This is a genomic window from Acinetobacter rathckeae (assembly GCF_015627125.1).
Taxonomy (GTDB): domain Bacteria; phylum Pseudomonadota; class Gammaproteobacteria; order Pseudomonadales; family Moraxellaceae; genus Acinetobacter; species Acinetobacter rathckeae.
On the sequence record NZ_VTDO01000001.1, the window covers coordinates 264,312 to 284,480 of the forward strand.

At 38.5% G+C, this 20,169-nt stretch carries 19 protein-coding genes; 15 read left to right on the top strand and 4 right to left on the bottom strand.

Annotation, left to right across the window (positions count from 1 at the left end):
* The first annotated feature begins 67 nt into the window (after positions 1 to 67).
* Positions 68 to 847, top strand: coding sequence for an alpha/beta hydrolase (locus tag I2F31_RS01245; RefSeq protein ID WP_195768127.1), 780 nt, complete (start codon positions 68 to 70; stop codon positions 845 to 847).
* 131 nt (positions 848 to 978) lie between these two features.
* Here the strand turns inward: I2F31_RS01245 and qhpR are convergent, their stop codons facing one another.
* Both qhpR and I2F31_RS01255 read right to left on the bottom strand, forming a co-directional pair.
* Entirely contained in the window at positions 979 to 2,025 is a 1,047-nt protein-coding gene (qhpR, locus tag I2F31_RS01250) for an AraC-like transcriptional regulator QhpR (RefSeq protein ID WP_407647844.1), read from the bottom strand.
* Between the two features lie 65 nt (positions 2,026 to 2,090).
* Positions 2,091 to 3,095 carry a phosphotransferase enzyme family protein gene (locus I2F31_RS01255; RefSeq protein ID WP_195768126.1) on the bottom strand — a complete coding sequence of 335 codons (1,005 nt, stop codon included), beginning with the start codon at positions 3,093 to 3,095 and terminating at the stop codon, positions 2,091 to 2,093.
* 195 nt (positions 3,096 to 3,290) lie between these two features.
* Here I2F31_RS01255 and eat point away from each other — a divergent pair, with 195 nt between their 5' ends.
* On the top strand, positions 3,291 to 4,646 hold the full coding sequence (gene eat, locus I2F31_RS01260) for an ethanolamine permease (protein ID WP_195768125.1): 1,356 nt from the start codon (positions 3,291 to 3,293) through the stop codon (positions 4,644 to 4,646).
* 48 nt (positions 4,647 to 4,694) lie between these two features.
* Here the strand turns inward: eat and I2F31_RS01265 are convergent, their stop codons facing one another.
* The gene (locus I2F31_RS01265; RefSeq protein WP_195768124.1) at positions 4,695 to 5,465 is read right to left on the bottom strand and encodes a DUF481 domain-containing protein; all 771 of its coding nucleotides are present in this window, start codon (positions 5,463 to 5,465) and stop codon (positions 4,695 to 4,697) included.
* 284 nt (positions 5,466 to 5,749) lie between these two features.
* Between I2F31_RS01265 and I2F31_RS01270 the strand changes: the two genes are divergently transcribed.
* The 9 genes from I2F31_RS01270 (at position 5,750) to I2F31_RS01310 (ending at position 14,731) form a co-directional block, all read left to right on the top strand.
* Positions 5,750 to 6,694 carry a patatin-like phospholipase family protein gene (locus tag I2F31_RS01270; protein WP_407647853.1) on the top strand — a complete coding sequence of 315 codons (945 nt, stop codon included), beginning with the start codon at positions 5,750 to 5,752 and terminating at the stop codon, positions 6,692 to 6,694.
* Between the two features lie 99 nt (positions 6,695 to 6,793).
* On the top strand, positions 6,794 to 7,312 hold the full coding sequence (locus tag I2F31_RS01275) for an acyl-CoA thioesterase (RefSeq protein ID WP_195768122.1): 519 nt from the start codon (positions 6,794 to 6,796) through the stop codon (positions 7,310 to 7,312).
* Positions 7,313 to 7,726: 414 nt separating this feature from the next.
* Complete coding sequence (gene pgaB / locus I2F31_RS01280) at positions 7,727 to 9,727, top strand: poly-beta-1,6-N-acetyl-D-glucosamine N-deacetylase PgaB (protein WP_195768121.1); 2,001 nt, start codon at positions 7,727 to 7,729, stop codon at positions 9,725 to 9,727.
* Between the two features lie 16 nt (positions 9,728 to 9,743).
* The gene (gene pgaC / locus I2F31_RS01285; RefSeq protein WP_195768120.1) at positions 9,744 to 11,015 is read left to right on the top strand and encodes a poly-beta-1,6-N-acetyl-D-glucosamine synthase; all 1,272 of its coding nucleotides are present in this window, start codon (positions 9,744 to 9,746) and stop codon (positions 11,013 to 11,015) included.
* Between the two features lie 11 nt (positions 11,016 to 11,026).
* Entirely contained in the window at positions 11,027 to 11,440 is a 414-nt protein-coding gene (gene pgaD / locus I2F31_RS01290) for a poly-beta-1,6-N-acetyl-D-glucosamine biosynthesis protein PgaD (RefSeq protein ID WP_195768119.1), read from the top strand.
* A gap of 97 nt (positions 11,441 to 11,537) precedes the next feature.
* Entirely contained in the window at positions 11,538 to 12,674 is a 1,137-nt protein-coding gene (locus tag I2F31_RS01295; protein WP_195768118.1) for an acyltransferase family protein, read from the top strand.
* An 18-nt stretch (positions 12,675 to 12,692) separates the two neighbouring features.
* Complete coding sequence (gene pnuC / locus I2F31_RS01300; protein ID WP_195768117.1) at positions 12,693 to 13,283, top strand: nicotinamide riboside transporter PnuC; 591 nt, start codon at positions 12,693 to 12,695, stop codon at positions 13,281 to 13,283.
* A 35-nt stretch (positions 13,284 to 13,318) separates the two neighbouring features.
* Complete coding sequence (locus I2F31_RS01305; protein ID WP_195768116.1) at positions 13,319 to 14,008, top strand: DUF421 domain-containing protein; 690 nt, start codon at positions 13,319 to 13,321, stop codon at positions 14,006 to 14,008.
* Positions 14,009 to 14,095: 87 nt separating this feature from the next.
* Entirely contained in the window at positions 14,096 to 14,731 is a 636-nt protein-coding gene (locus I2F31_RS01310) for a hypothetical protein (RefSeq protein ID WP_195768115.1), read from the top strand.
* Between the two features lie 48 nt (positions 14,732 to 14,779).
* Here the strand turns inward: I2F31_RS01310 and I2F31_RS01315 are convergent, their stop codons facing one another.
* Positions 14,780 to 16,156 carry a CYTH domain-containing protein gene (locus tag I2F31_RS01315; RefSeq protein ID WP_195773307.1) on the bottom strand — a complete coding sequence of 459 codons (1,377 nt, stop codon included), beginning with the start codon at positions 16,154 to 16,156 and terminating at the stop codon, positions 14,780 to 14,782.
* A gap of 294 nt (positions 16,157 to 16,450) precedes the next feature.
* Between I2F31_RS01315 and I2F31_RS01320 the strand changes: the two genes are divergently transcribed.
* The 4 genes from I2F31_RS01320 to I2F31_RS01335 all read left to right on the top strand — a co-directional run bounded on the left by I2F31_RS01320 (position 16,451) and on the right by I2F31_RS01335 (position 20,093).
* Positions 16,451 to 17,209: an OmpW/AlkL family protein gene (locus tag I2F31_RS01320; RefSeq protein ID WP_195768113.1), complete on the top strand. Its 759-nt coding sequence runs from the start codon at positions 16,451 to 16,453 to the stop codon at positions 17,207 to 17,209.
* Positions 17,210 to 17,380: 171 nt separating this feature from the next.
* Positions 17,381 to 18,004: a thiamine phosphate synthase gene (gene thiE / locus I2F31_RS01325; protein ID WP_195768112.1), complete on the top strand. Its 624-nt coding sequence runs from the start codon at positions 17,381 to 17,383 to the stop codon at positions 18,002 to 18,004.
* An 8-nt stretch (positions 18,005 to 18,012) separates the two neighbouring features.
* Complete coding sequence (gene hemL / locus I2F31_RS01330) at positions 18,013 to 19,317, top strand: glutamate-1-semialdehyde 2,1-aminomutase (protein WP_195768111.1); 1,305 nt, start codon at positions 18,013 to 18,015, stop codon at positions 19,315 to 19,317.
* 131 nt (positions 19,318 to 19,448) lie between these two features.
* Positions 19,449 to 20,093 (top strand): RluA family pseudouridine synthase, encoded by a 645-nt coding sequence (locus I2F31_RS01335; protein WP_228285056.1) that lies wholly within the window; start codon positions 19,449 to 19,451, stop codon positions 20,091 to 20,093.
* Positions 20,094 to 20,169: the final 76 nt, after the last annotated feature.

The window sequence follows — 20,169 nt, forward strand, 5'->3', positions numbered from 1 at the left end:
AAACCATAAATCTAGTGTTTATGGTTTTTTGTTTTAAAATAATAAAAAATGATACTAGGTGGTGGGCATGATAGAAAATAAAGACATCATTGTATTGGTTCATGGTACATGGGCTTCTAGCCAAAGTTGGTCGGCGTGTGTACCTTTACTTAAAGATGCTGGTTTTGAGGTGTACTGTCCAAACTTACGTTATCATGATTTACCCCTTCAAGAGGGGCTAAATGCTGTTGCTCGTTTAAGTTTGGCAGACTATGTTGCAGATATTAAACAGTTACTTGTAGAAATTAAGCAACCAGTATGGCTTGTGGGGCACTCATTGGGTGGTTTAATTGCACAGCTGGTGGCAACGCAAAACCCGAGCTATTGTAAAGGTCTGATTCTTTTAGGTCCTGCACCTATGGCTGGGATTTTTTCATTATACCCAAGCATGTTTTTGTCATTTTATAAACACTTTTTACAATGGGGTTTTTGGAAAAAACCGGTATTACCCAATAAGAATGTATTAAAAAAATACTGTATGAATGAACAAAGTACAGAGATTCAAAATGAGGTTTATGCAAGTTTAGTCGCAGATTCTGGGCGAGCATATGCAGAAATGGTCTTTTGGTTTTTAGACCCTCGGCGTACATCTAAAGTGTATACTCAAAATTTTGATGCCCCTGTTTTGGTGGTCAGTGGTACAGAAGATAAAGTGGTGGTGTCTAATATTGCAAAGGCAACGGCTAACCGTTATAAGAACTCAAGTTATATTTTAATGCAAGGCGCAGACCACAGTTATGCTATGGGAAGGTACTTACCGCAAACAGTACAACATATGCTTGACTGGATTAAAAAGCATTCGTTTTGAACTAGTATATACCTTTTTTTAACGGTTTATTTTGAGTGTATGGTTTACATGATGCGTGAAGCTTTTGACGTTATAAATCACTCACGCTAAAGGTAAGCATTTTATTTATACTGTTTTGGTTTATTTAAAACTTAATGTCGCCATTGGCGAGGTGTAATACCAAACCAGCGCTTAAATGCTCTAGAAAACGCACTGACTTCAGAGTAGCCCAGTAAAAATGCCATTTCAGAAATAGACATGTGGTTTTGTTTCATATAGTGTTCAGCCACTTCAGAGCGAACATGGTCAACCAATGCAGAAAAAGTGGTGCCATAGCTCTTAAGTTTACGTGTAAGGCAAGTGCTTGACATATTTAGCTCATGTGCAGTGCGCTCTAGTTGTGGTTCGCCTTGGCTTAAGGATAGGTGAATGAATGAGCGAACTTGATCTGTGAGATGCTGCTGTGATGGTTGGCTATTGAGCAGGCGAAGCGTGTCTTGTATGACCGTGAGTAAAATAGGATCACTTTCCGGCATGCATATATGTGTATCTGTTTTACTGATTAAAATAGAATTGTAAGGTTGATCAAAATACACGGGTGCATTGAATAATCTACTGTGCTCTTGGCAGTCTGCGGGGCGAGTATGTTCAAAATGAATGGCTCTAGGGGCATAGTGTTGACCTAAAACACTGCGAATCACATTAATAAACATACCCATGGTGAGTTCGGCGTCTTGGCGACGTGACAAAATTGCACCGTGCTGTACTTGGTAGTCTAAACGCCAGTGATCAGGTTGTTTGACTAACCGAGTCAGGGTGTCTTTTTGGTGCAAGTGAAAATGACTGGTCATGTTTTTTAGTGCATGTTCAAGTGTTGGCGAGCACAGTGCAATATAGCCAATTAAGCCGAGTGCTTTGGGCTTAAATTGTTGCCCATAATACAGCCCAAAGTTATCACAACCAGATAGTGTTGCGGCTTGTTCTAAAACTTGGCAGTAGTTTGGGAGTTGTAAGCTTAATGTGGGGCTTTCAAGGAGTTGGGTATTGATGCCACTCACGTGAAATACATGTGCAACATCTGCACCTTTTTCCAAAATAAAGTCACTCAAACCTGTGGCTGCCGCAGACAGAACACCTTGGTTGCCCGTAGGTTGAAATAGCTGAGCGGTTTGGCGAAGGTGTGGTGTATCCATCATCATCAATGCTTCATCTGTTTTTTATAAATGAAGCAAGATGTGTACCAATTTGAATGCAATATCTGTACTTAAATGCCTACAGGGAGTTGGTTGTTGAGATATTTTTTACACAGTTTAACTGTGTGGTGTGTCCAATCTGTTCCTAAGCTTTGAGCCATCTCTGTGGTGGCGTGTGAACCAATCCAAGCGAGCATTTGTATACGCCGTTGCATAATAAATGCTGGAATAAGGGTATACTCTTCATTGCTAATATGCGCATTTTTTTCGTAGCCATTGACCCATTGTTCTACCCATTGCTCGGCAGGTTGGTGGTGTTCATTAAAGCTAATGGCAGCTGCAAGATCATGCATGAACCACCCCATGCCGCAATCATCAAAATCAATCACACCAATTTTACCCTCTTGCAAAAGTAGATTGGTTAAGCGTAGGTCTGCGTGAATGAGGCCGTAATATTCTTTACTTTGCCCTAATTGTTGCATTGAATGTTTTACTTGGCTCATGGCTTCATCAATAATGAGATGATCACTGTCTTTTAAATAAGGCGCATCACGCCAATCTCCCCAATGGCTGTTGGCACAGACCATCGTGTCATGATTCCAAATAATTCTTTGAAAATTTGCAGGTTTTTGCCATTTTTTACTGTGTTTATGTAAGGTTGCAGTGATTTCTCCGAGTTGCTTAAAGGCAATAGGGTCAACACTTGTGGTTGGCATGTCCCCATTAATCCATTTGAACAATACGGCATAGCGTACACTCCCGTCTGTACTTGGTAGGGTCAGTACATATTCATGGTTGGTACTACGTACAGCTTCAGGCACAGACATGCCATCTTCTTGTAGTGCTTGTAGCCAATGTAACTCGCTAAGGATATCTTGTTTACTATGATAGTTTGGGCGATGGATGCGCAGAGCAAACTTTTCTTGCGCTGTAGAGACCATAAATGTTGCATTTTCAGATTGGCATAAAAGTTTTACCTGTGCATTTTTTGTTTGTGAATAGTGTTTTGATGCATCTAAGGCAATGCGTTGCAGTTCATCTATGCTGAGGTATTCATTTTGTTCGACGTGTGACATGTTGGTATTCTCGACTGCATGAGATTAATCTTTAAATAAAGCCTATACCAAATGAAATTTGCTTGACTTGACACTAGCTCACTTTATGTTGCGTTTTAAAGTCAAGTTTTTCTACAGCACGCAGTGCATGATAAATTTTATACAGTATCTGATGTTAAAAAAATCATGTATTTCCGCTAAATAAAGGAGCGTGCAATGACAGAAAAATTAAAACCTACATTGGGTGTATTTCATTTATGGGGGATTGCGGTTGGTCTTGTAATCTCGGGTGAGTATTTTGGTTGGAGTTATGGTTGGGGTGTGGCAGGTACGTTAGGTTTTTTAATCACGACCTTAATTATTGCCACCATGTATACCTGTTTTATTTTTAGTTTTACTGAATTGACCACGGCCATACCACATGCAGGCGGGCCATTTTCTTATAGTCGTAAAGCCTTTGGTGATACAGGTGGTTTTATTGCAGGCATTGCAACACTCATTGAGTTTGTTTTTGCCCCGCCTGCTATTGCAATGGCCATTGGTGCATATTTAAATGTTCAGTTTCCAGACCTTAACCCTAAGTATGCAGCAGTTGGTGCATATATCATATTTATGGGACTGAATATTGTTGGGGTAAAAATTGCAGCAACTTTTGAGCTGGTTGTCACAATTTTGGCAGTCATAGAGCTGTTAGTATTTGTTGGTGTAGTACAACCAAGCTTTAGCTTTTCTAACTTTGCACTCAATGGCTGGGCTGGGTCAGATCATTTCGGCTTACCTGCATTTTCTGGTATTTTTGCTGCTATACCATTTGCAATTTGGTTTTTCTTGGCCATTGAGGGAGCTGCAATGGCGGCAGAAGAAGCCAAAGACCCGAAAAAAACCATTCCAAGGGCTTATATTGGCGGTATTTTAACCTTGGTGGTTTTAGCCTTTTTAGTGATGTTGTTTGCAGGTGGTGTAGGTGATTGGACGAAACTGTCTAATATTAATGACCCATTACCACAAGCGATGAAAACAGTCGTTGGACATAATTCAGCATGGATGCACATGCTTGTTTGGATTGGGTTGTTTGGTTTGGTTGCAAGTTTTCATGGCATTATTTTAGGCTACTCACGTCAAATCTTTGCTTTAGGTCGTGCGGGTTTCTTACCTGCAAGTTTGGCTAAACTCTCTCGCTTTCAAACGCCACACCGTGCTATTATTGCTGGTGGTGTTGTAGGTATACTTGCCATTTTTAGTGACAGTGTGATTGAAATTCAGGGCATGAGTTTGACGGCTGCTATTGTGACGATGGCGTGTTTTGGTGCATTGCTGATGTATATTATGAGCATGCTTAGCCTGTTTAAATTACGCCGTAGTGCACCAGATTTAGAGCGTTCTTTTATGGCACCAGGGTATCCTGTTGTACCTGCGATTGCTTTAGCGATTGCGGTGATTTGTTTTGTCTCTATGTTTTATTTTAATCCGACCATTGGGGCAGTGTTTATTGGCTTTTTGGTACTGGGCTATATTTATTTCTTGTTGACACATCGTCAACGTGCAAATAGCTTGGAGCGTACAAGCGTCTAAAACAAAAAAGCGGTGTAAATGAATTACACCGCTTTTTTTATATCTTTTTTAGTATTTGTAAGTTACACCTAAAGACAAAAGTGAATCACGGCTGTTGCCGAGGTCTGCTTGAATGTCTTTAATGTTGTAGCTTGCAAAAGCCGAAAAATGGGTCGTTAGGTCAGTCGTGAGGGCTGTTCTAGAGCGGAATGTTTTAGAGTCTTGGCCATAGTCATAACCTAAGTCTTGGTTAAAACGTACGGTTGGTGTGATTTTGTATTCATAAAAAGCAGCCAATGTACCAATCAGTTCATTGGTACTATCCTTTGGTGCGACTTTCTCTTTACTAAAGCGGTAGCCTAAACCTGCCTCAGCAGATAAAGATTGTCTTTCATCTTTTAAAATATTAATACCCACACCACCAGTTGCACTGAGTTGGTAATCAAAAGCACTGCTTAAGTCTTTTTCAGCAGTCAATTTACCAAACTGATAAACCGTGCTTGAACTGCTATGAGATACTTTTCCAGATAAAAGGTAGCGCTCAATATTATTTGATGAGTTATTATCATTGGTGCTTAAAGCCGTTGCTAAAACTTCTTGTCCCCAAATGCCTGATTGACGTTGAAATAAGATACGGCCAGTCAGGTTAGATTTTTTTGATTTTGTACCATCTGTAGATTTTGTGTTATTCAGTAAATAGCCTACATCACCTTCTAAACGAAAGGGTTTATTTTCATCAACTTTAATTGATCCTAAGCTTGTTCGAGTTGGGCCTAAGTCAGCAGCAAAAGTGCTTCCTGTAATTGCGGTTAGCAGGCCTAGTGTGATTATTTTATGCATGGTGTGCTCTCTTATGATTGTGAAAATCTAATAATGTTACATAGCACACATAAGATATAACGCTGTTATCTTTAGAAGTGTAAAAGTACACATAAGAAATACATTTTTGTTAATAGTGTAGTGTTTTTTTAATGGATTGGTTGTATTTTTATCATCATGTTGCTGAATATTTTATGAAATAAAACAGTAAAAATATTTTACAAAGACGTACACTATGACGCACATTGTAACCAACGCACTTGCTACTGTTTATGAAAACACTATTTTTAATTTTAATACCAATTATGTGCGCATATTTTTCACAGGTACAGGCACAAGAAGTTCCACTTGTTGTTGCAAATGCACAAGAAAAATTAAATTTAAATCAGTTCCAACAATTAAAACAACAACTGAAACGGCCAATTGTTGCTTTGGTATTGGGTAGTGGTGGTGCTCGGGGCTATGCCCATATAGGTGTTTTGAAAGCTTTAGAACAGCAAGGTTTAAAACCAGATCTCATTGTGGGTACCAGTGCAGGGAGTGTTGTTGGTGCTTTATATGCAAGCGGTAAAACAGCCACGCAAATTACTCAAATTGCTTTAAATATGAAAGTGAATGATGTACGTGAAATTACCTTAACGCGTAAAGGGTTTTTAGATGGTGAGAAAGTTGCAGATTTTGTTAATAAAAATATTGAAAACAGAACATTGCAAGACATGAAAATCCCACTTTTTGTGGTGGCAACAGAGTTGCAAACAGGACAGAAGAAAGTCTTTAATTATGGCAATACAGGGCAGGCTATTCAGGCATCGACGGCTATTCCAAGTATGTTTATCCCTGTAAAAATAGCAGGCCATGAGTATGTGGATGGTGGGTTAGTCAGCCCCGTACCTGTAGATGTCGCACGACAATTGGGTGCAGATGTTGTCATTGCTGTAGATATATTACAGCCCCCACAATATACACAAACGACCAATATGTGGGGGTTGTTCAATCAAAATATTAATATTATGCAACAGCGATTATCGCAAGTAGAGTTAAAATCTGCAGATGTTGTTATTCGGCCAGATATTAGAGAAAAAGCCCATATTTTTGATGTCAAAGAACGAGAGGCAACGTTACAAGCGGGTTTTATTGCTACGCAAACACAAATGGCGACTATTGAACATGTTATTGAGACTAAAATGCATCAGCCTTTATCACCGTCACATTTAATACTAGAGAATATACCTACAGGATTTGCCCAATAATAATTCAGCATTAGCAATTATCTACAAATGCAGTATCAATTCTGTGCGTAAAATCGTATATAATTTCGTAGTAAATAATGTTTTGTGTTGGATTTTACTATGCTTGCTTCAGATCAACTTGCTGTAAAACCGTCAGACGAACAGTCTGAATTAACGATGACAGTGTTAATGACCCCAGATATGGCTAATTTTTCAGGCAATGTACATGGCGGTACAATTTTAAAGCTTTTAGACCAAGTCGCATATGCATGTGCAAGCCGTTATTCGGGTAGCTATGTTGTGACGTTGTCAGTTGATCAGGTCACCTTTAAAGAACCTATACATGTGGGTGAGCTGGTGACATTTTATGCATCAATTAACCATGTTGGGCGTACTTCAATGGAAGTGGGTGTAAGGGTAGAAGCACAAGACATTCGTAAGCGTACACAACGTCATACCAATAGTTGTTATTTTACTATGGTCGCAGTAGATGAGCAGGGTAAACCCCAAGCTGTACCAAAGTTGACCTTAGATACCGAGTGGAAACGTTGCCATTTTGAAGCGGCAGAGCAAAGAAAAAAGTTCCGTTTACAACAACACGAAAAGCTATCATGTCGTGTATATAAAGAAAAACAATAGTCATTTAAGCCACTATCACTTGCCTAAAACGGCAGGAATTCGTGATTAATTGTTCACTTTATTTTATACAAATGTTGTCTTTGATATTATAGAATACTATGAGAAAATATCGCTATGCTGAAAGGTGGTGTTAATCTTTTTATAATATATTTATATTTTAATTAAATGGTTGATTAGGCTTTAATTTTACATTTAAAGTGACTTTTACCAAAAATTAACCTTAAACCTACAACTGATCAGATGATGGCTTGGCTGGTTAAGGCATCTTTTAAGCTGAAATTCAGTTTAACTTTTGAGAATATATTTATCAAAAGTGAGTCAAGCATCACACCGATACAAGTGATTATATCAGCAGTGAAAAGTCAGTTGTGAGTGTTGTCAGCCAATCATGTAAAATTTATAAGCGGAAAAAATATGTTTAATCGTTTTCTAGGTTCAGTACTTGTAAGCTGTCTGAGTCTTACAAGTATTGCTATGACCTCGTCTGTGTATGCGGCAGGAAAGCCTCATATTAAACCCACAACTTTAACTGTGATTGGGTACCATGAAGTCACTAACCAAGCAAACGATGCACTGATTCCATTTTATGCAGTGACAACACAAAATTTTGAATCTCAAGTCAAATGGTTACAAAAAAACGGCTTTCATTTTATTTCTGTTACGCAGCTTTTAAGAGCGCATGACGGCAAAGAAGTTCTGCCTGAAAAACCTGTATTGTTGACGGTAGACGATGGTTATGAGTCTTTTTATACCAATATCTATCCATTTGTAAAAGAAAATAAAATTCCAATTGTACTGGCAATCGTTGGGTCTTGGGTTAATGTACCACCGACTAAAGAAGTACAATTTGGTGATGATAAAATTGCCCGTAATAAAATTTTAACTTGGTCACAAATCAAAGAAATGAGTGACAGTGGCTACGTTGAAATTGCAAACCACAGTTTTAATTTGCACCATGGTATTTTGGGTAATCCGCAAGGTAACTCAGAGCCTGCAGCAACCACGCGTCTATATGATCCAAAAACCAAAAAGTATGAAGGTGATGGGGCATACAATAAACGTATTTATGATGACCTGAAAAAAAATAACGACCTGATTAAAGCCAATGGTATACCTTCGCCACGTGTTATGGTTTGGCCATATGGGCGTTATAATTTAGAGACTGTGCGTATTGCAAAACAGTTAGGTATGCCAATTACCATCACTTTAGATGATGGCCCTGCCTATTTGAAAAAGTCTTTGGGTGCTTTAAATCGTATTTTAGTGGAACACGACATGAGTTTAGATGACTTGGGTCGAGAAATTGAAAACCGAGAAAAAAATCTAGGAGATAATGCATATCCACAAAAAATTATGCATGTAGACCTAGACTATATCTACGACAAAGATGAAGCACAAGAAGAGCGTAACTTGGGTAATCTGTTAGATCGTATTCAAAAAATGAATGTGAATACGGTTTACTTACAGGCTTTTTCTGATCCAGATGCGAATGGTTCAGCAGATGTGGTGTATTTCCCAAACCGCTATATTCCTGTACGCCAAGATTTATTTAACCGTGTTGCATGGCAAATCGCATCACGTACACAAGTACAGCGAGTGTACGCATGGATGCCACTATTGGCATGGGAATTGCCAAAAAGTAACCCAGTATCTAAGGATTTAGTGGTAACTCAACAGCCTAAAAAAAGTGACCATTTAAATATGGGTTACATTCGTTTAACGCCGTTTTCGGCACCTGCACGTAAAGTTATTGAAGGCATTTATCAAGATTTAGGTAAGTCAGCGACCTTTGATGGTATTTTATTCCATGATGATGCCACGTTGTCGGATTATGAAGATGCAAGCCCACAAGCGTTGCAAGCCTATGCGAAAGCTGGACTTTCAACAGACTTAGAAGCAGTAAGAAACAATGAGCAAAGTTTACAAAAGTGGACTGCCTTTAAAACTAAATATATAGACAACTTTGCATTACAATTAGCAGCAGAAGCAAGACAGTATCAACCTGCATTACATACAGCACGTAATATGTATGCACAGGTGGTGCTGAACCCAAATGCAGAAACTTGGTACTCGCAATCTTTAGAGCAGTCATTAAACCGTTATGATTTTACTGCTATTATGGCCATGCCATACATGGAACAAGCCAAAGATAAGGACAAATTTTATGCAGATATTGTGAATCGTGTAAAACAATATCCAAATGGTTTGAATAAAACAGTGATTGAGTTACAAGCTGTAGACTGGAGAAAAAATAGTAAGCCAATTCCATCACAAGAATTAGCAAATACGATAAAGTCTTTGTACAAACAAGGTGTCATGCATGTGGGATACTATCCAGATGATCCGATTAAAGGGCTTCCAGACACCACTTTAATGCGTAAAGCATTTGATACTAAAGTGAGCCGAGAGCCTTAGGAGGCGTAGACAATATATGTCAGCATTACAGCATTTTTGGCAGTCTGCGTTGCAGTTTGTTTTTTACTATCCATTATTTATGTCTTACCTGTGGATGATTGGTGCGATCATTTTTTACTTGAAAGAGCGAAAAGATCCACCATATACACAGCCCAAACCATTAGCTGAGTACCCTAAAGTTGCGGTACTCGTACCGTGTTTTAACGAAAGTGACAATGCTGAAGAAACCATTAGTCACGCACTTGGCTTGCAATATCCAGACTTTGAGGTGATTGCAATTAACGATGGCAGTTCAGACAATACTGCTGAAGTATTAGATGCACTGGCGTTGAAATACGCTAAACTAAGAGTTGTACACCTTGCACAAAACCAAGGTAAGGCCATGGCCCTACAAGCAGGTAGTTTAGTAACCGATGCAGAGTTTTTGCTAGGTATAGATGGTGATGCACTACTTGATCCACATGCAGCAACATGGATGATGCGTCACTTTCTCGCAGATCCAACCGTTGCCGCTGTGACGGGTAATCCTAGAATTCGTACGCGATCTACTCTGTTAGGTCGAATACAGGTTGGTGAATTTTCATCAATTGTTGGCATGATTAAGCGAGCACAGCGAGTATTTGGTCGTTTATTTACAGTTTCTGGTGTCATTACAGCATTTCGTAAAAGTGCTGTGCATGAGGTAGGTTATTGGTCGCCAGACATGCTCACAGAAGATATTGATATTACGTGGAAATTGCAAAGAGCAGGTTGGGATGTGCAGTTTGAACCGAATGCATTAGTTTGGATTTTAATGCCTGAAACGCTCAAAGGTTTATACAAACAGCGACTACGCTGGGCCATGGGTGGAGCACAGGTCTTAATCAAAAACTTTGACGTGATGTTCAGGCCAAGTTTAAATTTTTTATGGCCTTTAATGATTGAGTTGTGTTTGACACTCATTTGGTCATATTTACTGCTTATTATGTCTATGATTTGGCTATTTAACCTATTTATGCCAAATCATGTATTGCCAGCAATGGGATCTCCATTTTTCCCTGACGGAATTGGTATTTTAATTGGTGCAACATGCCTATTCCAGTTTGTCATTAGTAAGTGGATGGATAGCCGTTACGAGCCGAGGCTGTTTAAGAACTACTACTGGATGATTTGGTATCCATTTATATTTTGGCTCATTACCGTCACTGCAAGTATTATAGCTTTTCCGAAAGTACTGGCAAGACGAGGTGGTAAGCGAGCACGGTGGGTAAGCCCAGACCGTGGTATACGCTCAAAATCACAAGATTAAAGGTTTTTCGTATGAGTACACAATCACTAATTATTGACTTGCATCAACAATTACCTTGGCACAGACGTTATGCGTCAACGACCACGACTGCTTTACTGTGGGGTGTTTGGTTTTTGTTGTGGCGTCCAATTGTATTGCTTTTAACGGTTGTTTTATATAGCAAACCTTATGGCGTACATAAGTTTTGGAATGCTTTTTGGTTTGGTTTGCAAATCGACATGATCTTGCTACTGCTATGTGCAGCGGTATTGTGCCTATGGTGCAAACTGATTCCATCACACACTGTGAAACAATTGAAGCGTAAAACAACCACAGACTATGCACGCCATTTTGCATTGCCTGAGCAAGAAATTGTTACATGCCGTGGCCAAAAAATTACAACCGTTCACCACAATGAACAAGGTCAAATTATTCGCCTTGATTAGTTTCTTGATTTAAATTGTGCTGAATTGTGGTTTTGCTTGCAAGCACACAGACTCAGATAGATGCTTGCAAGCGTTTTAGACCTGATGAAATACTGTTATGGCAAAACTCAATGCCGCAGAAAGTATTCGTGGCTTAGCCTGCTTGGCGGTCGTACTTTCGCACCTTAGTTTAAGTTTTTATCCTTATTTACACCATTTTGCATCGAAAGAACGCATGCATGGTACTTGGAATTATACTTTACATCATTCACCGTTTGCCTTTTTGTATTCGGGTACGGCTGCGGTGTTTGTATTTTTTGTGTTAAGTGGCTATATCTTAAGTTATGTGGTGCTTAAGAATCCGAATCGGCCGAAAAAAATTATAGAAATGGCGTTAAAGCGTTATCCAAGATTGGCTATTCCAGCCTTTTTGTCTTGCGTGATTGTATGGCTTGCATTCTTATTTACAAATGTCGACAGTCATCTTGTTAGTGGTTGGCTGCAAGCTTATGCTCAAGAAGATATCGGGTTTACCCAAGCCATTTATGAGGGAAGCATTGGTGCATTTTTATTTGCACAAAGTGCAACCAATTGGGTGCTATGGACCATGCAAATTGAGTTTTTAGGCTCATTGTTTTTATTTGCTTTATTATTTATTTATCATTATAAACCGCCAATGTTTGTATTGGCATCTGTCCTGTTACTCTTGCCATTTTTATATTTTGCTGAAGAAAACTTCTTTTTAGGCATGCTTAGTTTTGTGATTGGGTGTTATATTTACTTATATGCCAAACAACTACCGACAGTGGTGGGTGTAGGCATGCTGGTATTGGGTTTGTATCTTGCAGGAGCTCATAATAGTAGTCATGCTTATCATTGGCTATATAAAATTTTAGGTTGGCGTACGTATGAGTACGGCAATTTTATTGCGGGTATTTTAATTGTATATAGTGTTTTGCTGACCACTAAAATTAGTGATGTATTAGACCGACCAATACTCGTGGCTTTAGGTAAACTGTCTTTTTCTATTTATTTACTACATATGGTACTGATCTACTTGGTATGCATTCCTTTATTTAACCTATTAATGCATTTAGGTTGGATTTATGATGCATCAGTTGCAATTTCAAGTCTGATTTGCCTAATGGTCCTACTCGGGGTTGCTCATATTTATAGCCATTATGTAGATGACTTTGCGGTAAAATGTAGTAATACTCTTGCAGGTTGGCTCATGAAAAAGGAGCGATCTGATTAAAAATCACTGGTTAATCATATGTCTAATTTAGAAATAATTGCAGTCATCGTGAGTCTTATTGCTGTAGCACTCACCATTTTGCGTAGTACGTGGTGTTGGTACTTTAATATTGCGGCCAGTTTACTATATGGCGATTTGTTCTTTGAGTATCGTTTATACGGTGAAGTGCTGTTGCAGGTTATTTTTGTACTCATGAGTGTATATGGCTTAAGGGTTTGGTGGAAAACAAAACAACATGACCATGATATTACAGTTGAGCCACTGCCTTTAAAGCGACTACTATTACAGCTTATTTTTGCTGCAATTTTTGGTATTGTTTTTGGCTGGGTATTGCATCAGTTTACCAATGCGGCACTGCCTATTTTAGATGCTCAGTTGGCTTCTTTTAGCTTGTTGGCAACGTATTGGACCAGTAAAAAACATATTGCAACATGGCCATTATGGGTTGTAGTTGATACCATTTATGTGGCAGTGTTTATTTATAAAGGTCTATTTCTCACCGCAGGTTTGTACGGTGCTTTTGTTGCTATGGCAGTATATGGTTGGTATATGTGGCAACAGGCCAAAACAAGACAACAACAGATAAAAGACCATGGCTTGTTAATATAATGTAGAAAAATACAATTCTAAATTTAGAGGTGGCTATGTTCAGTGATTTATATCTCATTGTTTTAATTAAGTTGGTCATCTCTTTTTCTATACTCATTTCTTATATGAGTTTTATTGGTAAAACACAGATCACACAATTTAATGCGATAGATTTTATTGGTAACTTTGTATTCGGTGCTGTGGTTGGTGGTTCAATTTATAATATGACGTTGCCATTGACCCAATTTGTTTTATTGTTGCTGCTCAGCGTCTTGTTTATGTGGTTTTTAAATTATTTATCACGACGTTTTATTCTTTTTAGAAAAGTGACTGTAGGTGATCCTATCGTTATTATTAGAAATGGCCGATTTTTGCTTAATGAAATAGAGCGAAAAAAAAGAAAAATAGACATTTTTCGTGTTCTATCCCAGTTGCACTGCATGGGTTTTCATTCTTTTAAAGATGTCTATTATGCAGAAATTCAAACAGATGGTTTGATTGCTGCAATTAAAGATGCTGCTACAGCACCCTCAGAAATTTTTATTCATCGGGGGGTTATTTTAGATCGTGTCATTGAAGACTATAATTTAAATAAAGAGCAATTAGAACAGCTGCTTGGTAGCCATAAAGTCGAGCTTAAAAATATATTTCTTGCTGAATATTATGGCGAAAAACTATATGTGACTTGTCATGATCAAAGTACAAAAACGATTGGACTACACTTGTCTGAGGCAGAAGACTCATAGCCATACAACATAAAGGTCTATTAAATGAAGTTGACAGAGTAGGTACTTTTACATTAAATAGCCTAAGTAAATTTAAGGTAAAATAATATGACCGCCGACGCTATTCAAATACAAAACTTAAAACAAGAAATTCAACTACTCAGACAAGAAGCTTGGCCACCGAAAACACTTGCTGCTGTAGAAGGATTACCCATTTACTATGCTGAACAAACAGAGGTTGACGCATATTACCAACAATGGCGACCGATTATTGAGCGAGCTCAAGCCTTGTGCCAACCATTTTTACAAGATGAAGTACTTGATGCAATTCACTTACCGAGTCATCTAAATTTACCATTATTTTTCTTTTCAGTAGATCGCATACGCATTAATAAGACACGTGCCAAAGAGTCAAAGACTTTTCGTAATACAATCACTTTACTTGATAAGTGTGGACAGTTTGATGATTCTGAATTTTATGCCATGAAAGCATGGATTGATCATGATGATACTGCGGCTTTGGTGGCTCATCGAGAGTTTATTGATTTAAGAACCTATATTTTTCAGCATGGTCAAAGCGAATATACCCGTACCCGTTTTTATGTGAATGGTATTGTACTTGGGGTAGAGCCAGATTTTAAACTTGTTGATGCAAGAGATAAGCCAAGAAAACAACGGAGTGACAGTTACCAAGATCCTTTGGCAGACAATGGTACTTGGAAAGTTTTTGGTAAATACAGATAAAGCATGTCATCTTGCACGACGACAAGATGACAATTCAGAGCATGAGGGTTATTTTATTTTAGCGATACATTTTTGGTAACGCTGTTGTTGTAACGTATGTTGTTTTGCGAGCCAACCCATAAAAAAAGACTGTTCTGTTTTTAACATTTTTAGCGTGCTGATTAACGACTGTGCATGCTGGGTTTGCTGTAGAGCGATACATGCATCAATATATTTACTCATAGCATCTTTTTTTATTTCTAAATAATGGATGTAAAACTCAAAGTCATGGTGTTGCATTTGTTTTTTGTCTGTCAGCATAGCGTCATTTGTTTCAACGGTAGCTTTATATTTTTGCTGTAGTTGATCTAAAAATGCTGTTGCCGTGATGTCTGAAATTTCGCGCTCTTGTTGTGCTATGTTCAGTAAATCAAGTAATACAAGTGTGGTTTCTTTAGACGTCATGCTGTGGGCGAGTGTTGCACGTGCTCGTGAAAGTGACTGTGAAAGCCCTTTAAATGTATCTAGAGTATATGGTTGTATATTTTCTTCTAGCTCGAATAATACAAGGTAATCTGTTAATTGTTGTCTTAAGGCTATGAGTTGTTCAAGCTTCGCATGTAATGCAGTTGTTGGTTGAAGTAAACCAATCATTTGTATTAAATGGCTTAAAGAGGCTTCTGCACATTGATAGTGTGATACCTCTGCAACTTGGTCGGCAATGGCAGCAACACAAGGTAAAAGAGGTTGTGTGTAATGTGTAATCATTTTTGCTAAGATTGGTTTCTTTAGCATTTTTTTAGTCAGGTGTAGATGACCCACTCGAGGAGCAGGGCTTACTTTTTCTGAGCGAGCAATTAAATTGCCTCGTTCCGCCTTACTGCGTACATCAAGCCAAATGCCATATTGCTCTACCCATTGCTGGGTAAACATAATTAAGTCTGCGATATGGCCCGATTTGAGCTCAAACTCAATTTCACAGATGTCCTCAAATTGTTCATTTTGGCCTACACGACCAAGGTCAAGACAAATTTCAATTTCAGATGCATTATATGTAACGACCTTAAATTGACGTTCAACCACAGTTTCAAATTGCATCAACAGGCGGTCGGGGTCTTCAATGACACCATCAAGTAAAACGTTTGCTTGCTTGTCTTTTTTATAGGGCTTGAGGAGTAGTTTAGGTGCTTTTTCGGTGTCACCACGGTTTATTTCAAGTTCATAGCGTTGTATTGCATCGCCACTTGAACCCTTGAGCGTTTGTATCCAGTTTTTTCCTTCTTTTCTCAGCCGAATCGCAGTATGTTTTTGTGCCAGTTCAAACGTGTTTGTATCAAAATATTGTGCATGTAGTGGCATAAGTTCAGGCTCTAAAGCTTGAACGGCTTTCACGAGTTGCGACTTTTTTTGCTTTGGAATTTGTAGTTTTAATTCAATTTCACTCATAGCTACTACTCAATAAAATGATATTTGATGATGGTTTATTTTATGCCGAATTGGAGAGGTTTTAATGACCCAGCCAAAATAAAATAAAAACTTTGTGTGTTTTTTAACCTTTTGGTCGTTTTTGATGAAAATATTTTTTAGAGCTAAAGCACTAATAAAGCATATTATTTTACTTGTTTATAGTTTTTTGTATAAAAAAAGTAGAAAATAGATATTGAAAATTAAAGTAAATATTCTAATAATTCATGAAAATTTATGGCTTACTTCGCCTCATTATCTCTTTTAGGTATGCAAATGAAAAAATTTGTTCAAAATTTCGTTCCAGCAGTTGCTTTAACTACGTTGTGTGCAATGGCTGCCCATGCAGAAACAACAGATGGTAAAACCATTGCAGTATCCGCTGGTTGGGCACACATCATGCCACAAGGTGAAAAACAAGGTGTTAATGAGTTTTACACGCAATATCAACGTAATAACTTTAATGCTGCGTCTGGATTTGATCTTGAAAAAACAGATACTGCTGAATTTAAAGTAGATTATTTAGTCAATGACAACGTAAGTCTTGGTTTAGTTGTTGGTGTGCCACCAAAGTTTGATATTAAAGGTGAAGGCAAGTTACTTGCAGGTGCTCTAAATCTAGATAACTTTAGTAAAGTAGGCACGATTAAAGCGTATAGCCCTGTACTGATAGGTAAATACCACTTTGGTTCGGTAAGTAATGTGTTCCGTCCATATGCAGGTGCAGGCGTTATGTATGCCCATTTTTCTGATTTCCAGCTTGATGGTGCTGTTTCAAATGATGTAACTAAAAAAGGCATGGCAATTACCAATGTTAAAGTAAAAGATGCTGTAGCACCTGTTGCATTTATTGGTGCAGATTACAATTTGACTAAAGATTTGTTCTTAACAGCATCTGTAAGTTATGTACACTTAAATACACGTGCGAGTTTAGACATTAATAACAAAGCAACAGGTGCAACTGTGGTGAAAGGTTCAACACGTATTCAAGTTGACCCAATTGTGACTTACCTTGGTTTTGGTTACCGCTTCTAAACGACTTTGATGTTGCAAAAATGGCTTGTATGATGATACAAGCCATTTTTATTTATATTTTCACTGATTGATATGCGATAAACCAATCAACCTACAGCCATTAAATGACTATTCATTATTGTTTGAACAGCGTAAAATCAATGAACTACTGATTAAACACTGAGGCTAGGCATGCGAGGATTATATCTTATTACTAATAATGATCCGATCGAAGAATTACTTTTGAAACTCGATGCAGCATTGGCAACAGGTCATATTCAAATCTTACAATATCGCAGAAAGCACACTCCACTGACTGAGCAACCCCAAGAAGTTGCCCGTATCAAAGAATTATGCGACCGCTACGTCGTTCCCTTTGTAATTAATGACAATATTCAGTTGGCAGCCCAGTTTGGTTTAGGTGTACACCTTGGTCAAAGTGATGGCGAAATTAAAGATGCGAAAGCTTTGTTACCACAAGGTGTGATTATTGGCAAAACCTGTTCAAGTTCACTCGATTTTGCTGAGAAAGCAGTACAAGATGGTGCAAGCTATGTGGCATTTGGTGCAATTTACTCCACGCTAACTAAGCCTGAAGCAGGGTGTATTGGTGTAGATGTTTTAAAACAAGCGCGCCAACGTTTTACCTTACCTATTTGTGCCATTGGTGGCTTGAGTGTAGAAAATAGTCAAGATGTAATAGATGCAGGTGCGGACTTATGTGCCGTCATTACTGATATTTTGGCACTAGATACAAAACAGATTGCAACACGAGTAAATGCGTGGGCAGACCAGTTTAAGACAGCAATAAAATAGGATTTCACATGGCTCTTTCAGCAAAACAAGTACAGCTTTTTGAACAAGCAAACAAACATATTCCAGGTGGTGTAAATTCGCCAGTGCGTGCATTTAATAGTGTGGGTGGTACGCCTGTTTTTATCGAAAAAGCACAAGGTGCTTACTTGTGGGACGTTGATGGAAAACGTTATATTGACTACATTGGTTCATGGGGACCGATGATTTTAGGTCATGCACACCCAGATATTGTAAAGTCAGTACAAGAGGCAGCACAAGATGGTTTAAGCTTTGGTGCACCCACAGTACACGAAACTACACTTGCAGATCTCATTTGTGAAATCATGCCATCTATAGAAATGGTACGTATGACCAATTCAGGCACTGAAGCGACCATGTCGGCGATTCGTTTGGCACGTGGTTATACAGGGCGTGACAAAATTTTAAAATTCGAAGGGTGTTATCATGGTCATTCAGATTCATTGTTGGTTAAAGCAGGGTCGGGGCTGTTAACACTTGGTGAGCCAACCTCTAAAGGGGTACCTGCCGATTTTGCTAAACATACGTTAACCATTCCATATAATGATATTGCTGCTCTAGATGCTTGTTTTGAAAAGTACGGCCATGAGATTGCAGGGGTAATTGTTGAACCTGTGGCAGGTAACATGAATTTGGTGAAACCGATTGCAGGTTTCTTAGAGCGTATTCGTGAAGTATGTGACCAATACAAATCTGTATTTATTATTGATGAAGTGATGACAGGTTTTCGTGTTGCTTTAGGTGGAGCTCAAGCACATTATAATGTTATACCTGACCTTACAACATTGGGTAAAATTATCGGTGCGGGCTTACCTGTTGGTGCGTTTGGTGGTAAACGAGAAATTATGTCATGCATTGCACCGCTTGGTGGGGTATATCAGGCAGGTACATTGTCAGGGAATCCACTGGCTATGCGTGCAGGGATTACCATGTTTAAATATTTACGTGCCCCAAATTTTTATCAGAACTTAACTGAAAAACTCAGTACTTTATTGGCAGGTTTAAAAGCTGTTGCTGGTGAAGAGGGGATTGCTTTACATACTGAGCAAGCAGGTGCGATGTTTGGTTTGTATTTTACTACGCAAACGTCTATTGAAAGTTTTGATGATATTTTGAAATGTGATGTAGAAGCGTTTAAAGCATTCTTTCATGGTATGTTGGAGCAAGGTGTTAATTTAGCACCCTCTGCGTTTGAGGCAGGTTTTATTTCAGCAGCTCATACAGATGAAGACATTGAACAAACTGTACAAGCGGCAAAAACAGTATTTCGCTACATGAAAGCACAGCAACACTAAGCTAATTTTTGTGATAAAGATGGCAAAATATAAGAAATAAAGCTGTTTTGCCATCTTTCATGTATTGTATTTCGTGCATAAGGTTTTTATTATGGCACGCCTGATTTGTATCACACAGATGGAAGATTGCTTTGCCTGATTTTTTAACCAATCATCTCATTCATAAAGATGAAGATTTTATGGTCATTCATAAGCCAGCAGGTCTACTTAGTGTGCCGGGAAAAGGTGAAGCACTGCATGATAGTGTACTCACTCGCTTGGTACAAGAAGAGCCGAAAACTCTACTCATTCATCGTTTAGATCGAGATACTTCAGGTTTATTAATCTTTGCTTTGACACGTCTTGGTCAAAATAGCATTTCTAGACAGTTTCAAGAACGCCAAACGCATAAAGTCTATCAAGCACTTGTTGCAGGTCATTTAGAAGGGCATGGGTGTATTGATATCCCCGTCATTTATGATCCAAGTCGTCCGCCATTACATATTGTAGATGCCAATCACCACAAACCAGCCATTACCCATTGGACTGCTTTAGAGCATTTTGAAATCGATGGTCAGGCAGTAACACGTGTTGAACTTGTACCTATTACAGGGCGTGCACACCAATTACGGGTGCATTTACAGCACTTGGGTCATCCTATTGTTGGTGACACATTATACGCAAGCCTTGCACAGCAACAGCTCAAAAACCGTTTATGCCTACATGCATACAAAATCTCTTTTACTAACCCCAAAACAGCACAAACAGAACATTTTGAATGTCCTGTACCATTTTAATTTAAAAGAATACTTTGTTCGTGTCATGACAAATATTGTGGCAGGCCTAAGCTATTTAAAAAATTGTATTGTCTAA

Coding starts and splice junctions, on each gene's coding strand:
- I2F31_RS01245 (WP_195768127.1), top strand. CDS start 68: ATGATAGAAAATAAAGACATCATTGTATTGGTTCATGGTACATGGGCT.
- qhpR (WP_407647844.1), bottom strand. CDS start 2,025: ATGATGATGGATACACCACACCTTCGCCAAACCGCTCAGCTATTTCAA.
- I2F31_RS01255 (WP_195768126.1), bottom strand. CDS start 3,095: ATGTCACACGTCGAACAAAATGAATACCTCAGCATAGATGAACTGCAA.
- eat (WP_195768125.1), top strand. CDS start 3,291: ATGACAGAAAAATTAAAACCTACATTGGGTGTATTTCATTTATGGGGG.
- I2F31_RS01265 (WP_195768124.1), bottom strand. CDS start 5,465: ATGCATAAAATAATCACACTAGGCCTGCTAACCGCAATTACAGGAAGC.
- I2F31_RS01270 (WP_407647853.1), top strand. CDS start 5,750: ATGTGCGCATATTTTTCACAGGTACAGGCACAAGAAGTTCCACTTGTT.
- I2F31_RS01275 (WP_195768122.1), top strand. CDS start 6,794: ATGCTTGCTTCAGATCAACTTGCTGTAAAACCGTCAGACGAACAGTCT.
- pgaB (WP_195768121.1), top strand. CDS start 7,727: ATGTTTAATCGTTTTCTAGGTTCAGTACTTGTAAGCTGTCTGAGTCTT.
- pgaC (WP_195768120.1), top strand. CDS start 9,744: ATGTCAGCATTACAGCATTTTTGGCAGTCTGCGTTGCAGTTTGTTTTT.
- pgaD (WP_195768119.1), top strand. CDS start 11,027: ATGAGTACACAATCACTAATTATTGACTTGCATCAACAATTACCTTGG.
- I2F31_RS01295 (WP_195768118.1), top strand. CDS start 11,538: ATGGCAAAACTCAATGCCGCAGAAAGTATTCGTGGCTTAGCCTGCTTG.
- pnuC (WP_195768117.1), top strand. CDS start 12,693: ATGTCTAATTTAGAAATAATTGCAGTCATCGTGAGTCTTATTGCTGTA.
- I2F31_RS01305 (WP_195768116.1), top strand. CDS start 13,319: ATGTTCAGTGATTTATATCTCATTGTTTTAATTAAGTTGGTCATCTCT.
- I2F31_RS01310 (WP_195768115.1), top strand. CDS start 14,096: ATGACCGCCGACGCTATTCAAATACAAAACTTAAAACAAGAAATTCAA.
- I2F31_RS01315 (WP_195773307.1), bottom strand. CDS start 16,156: ATGAGTGAAATTGAATTAAAACTACAAATTCCAAAGCAAAAAAAGTCG.
- I2F31_RS01320 (WP_195768113.1), top strand. CDS start 16,451: ATGAAAAAATTTGTTCAAAATTTCGTTCCAGCAGTTGCTTTAACTACG.
- thiE (WP_195768112.1), top strand. CDS start 17,381: ATGCGAGGATTATATCTTATTACTAATAATGATCCGATCGAAGAATTA.
- hemL (WP_195768111.1), top strand. CDS start 18,013: ATGGCTCTTTCAGCAAAACAAGTACAGCTTTTTGAACAAGCAAACAAA.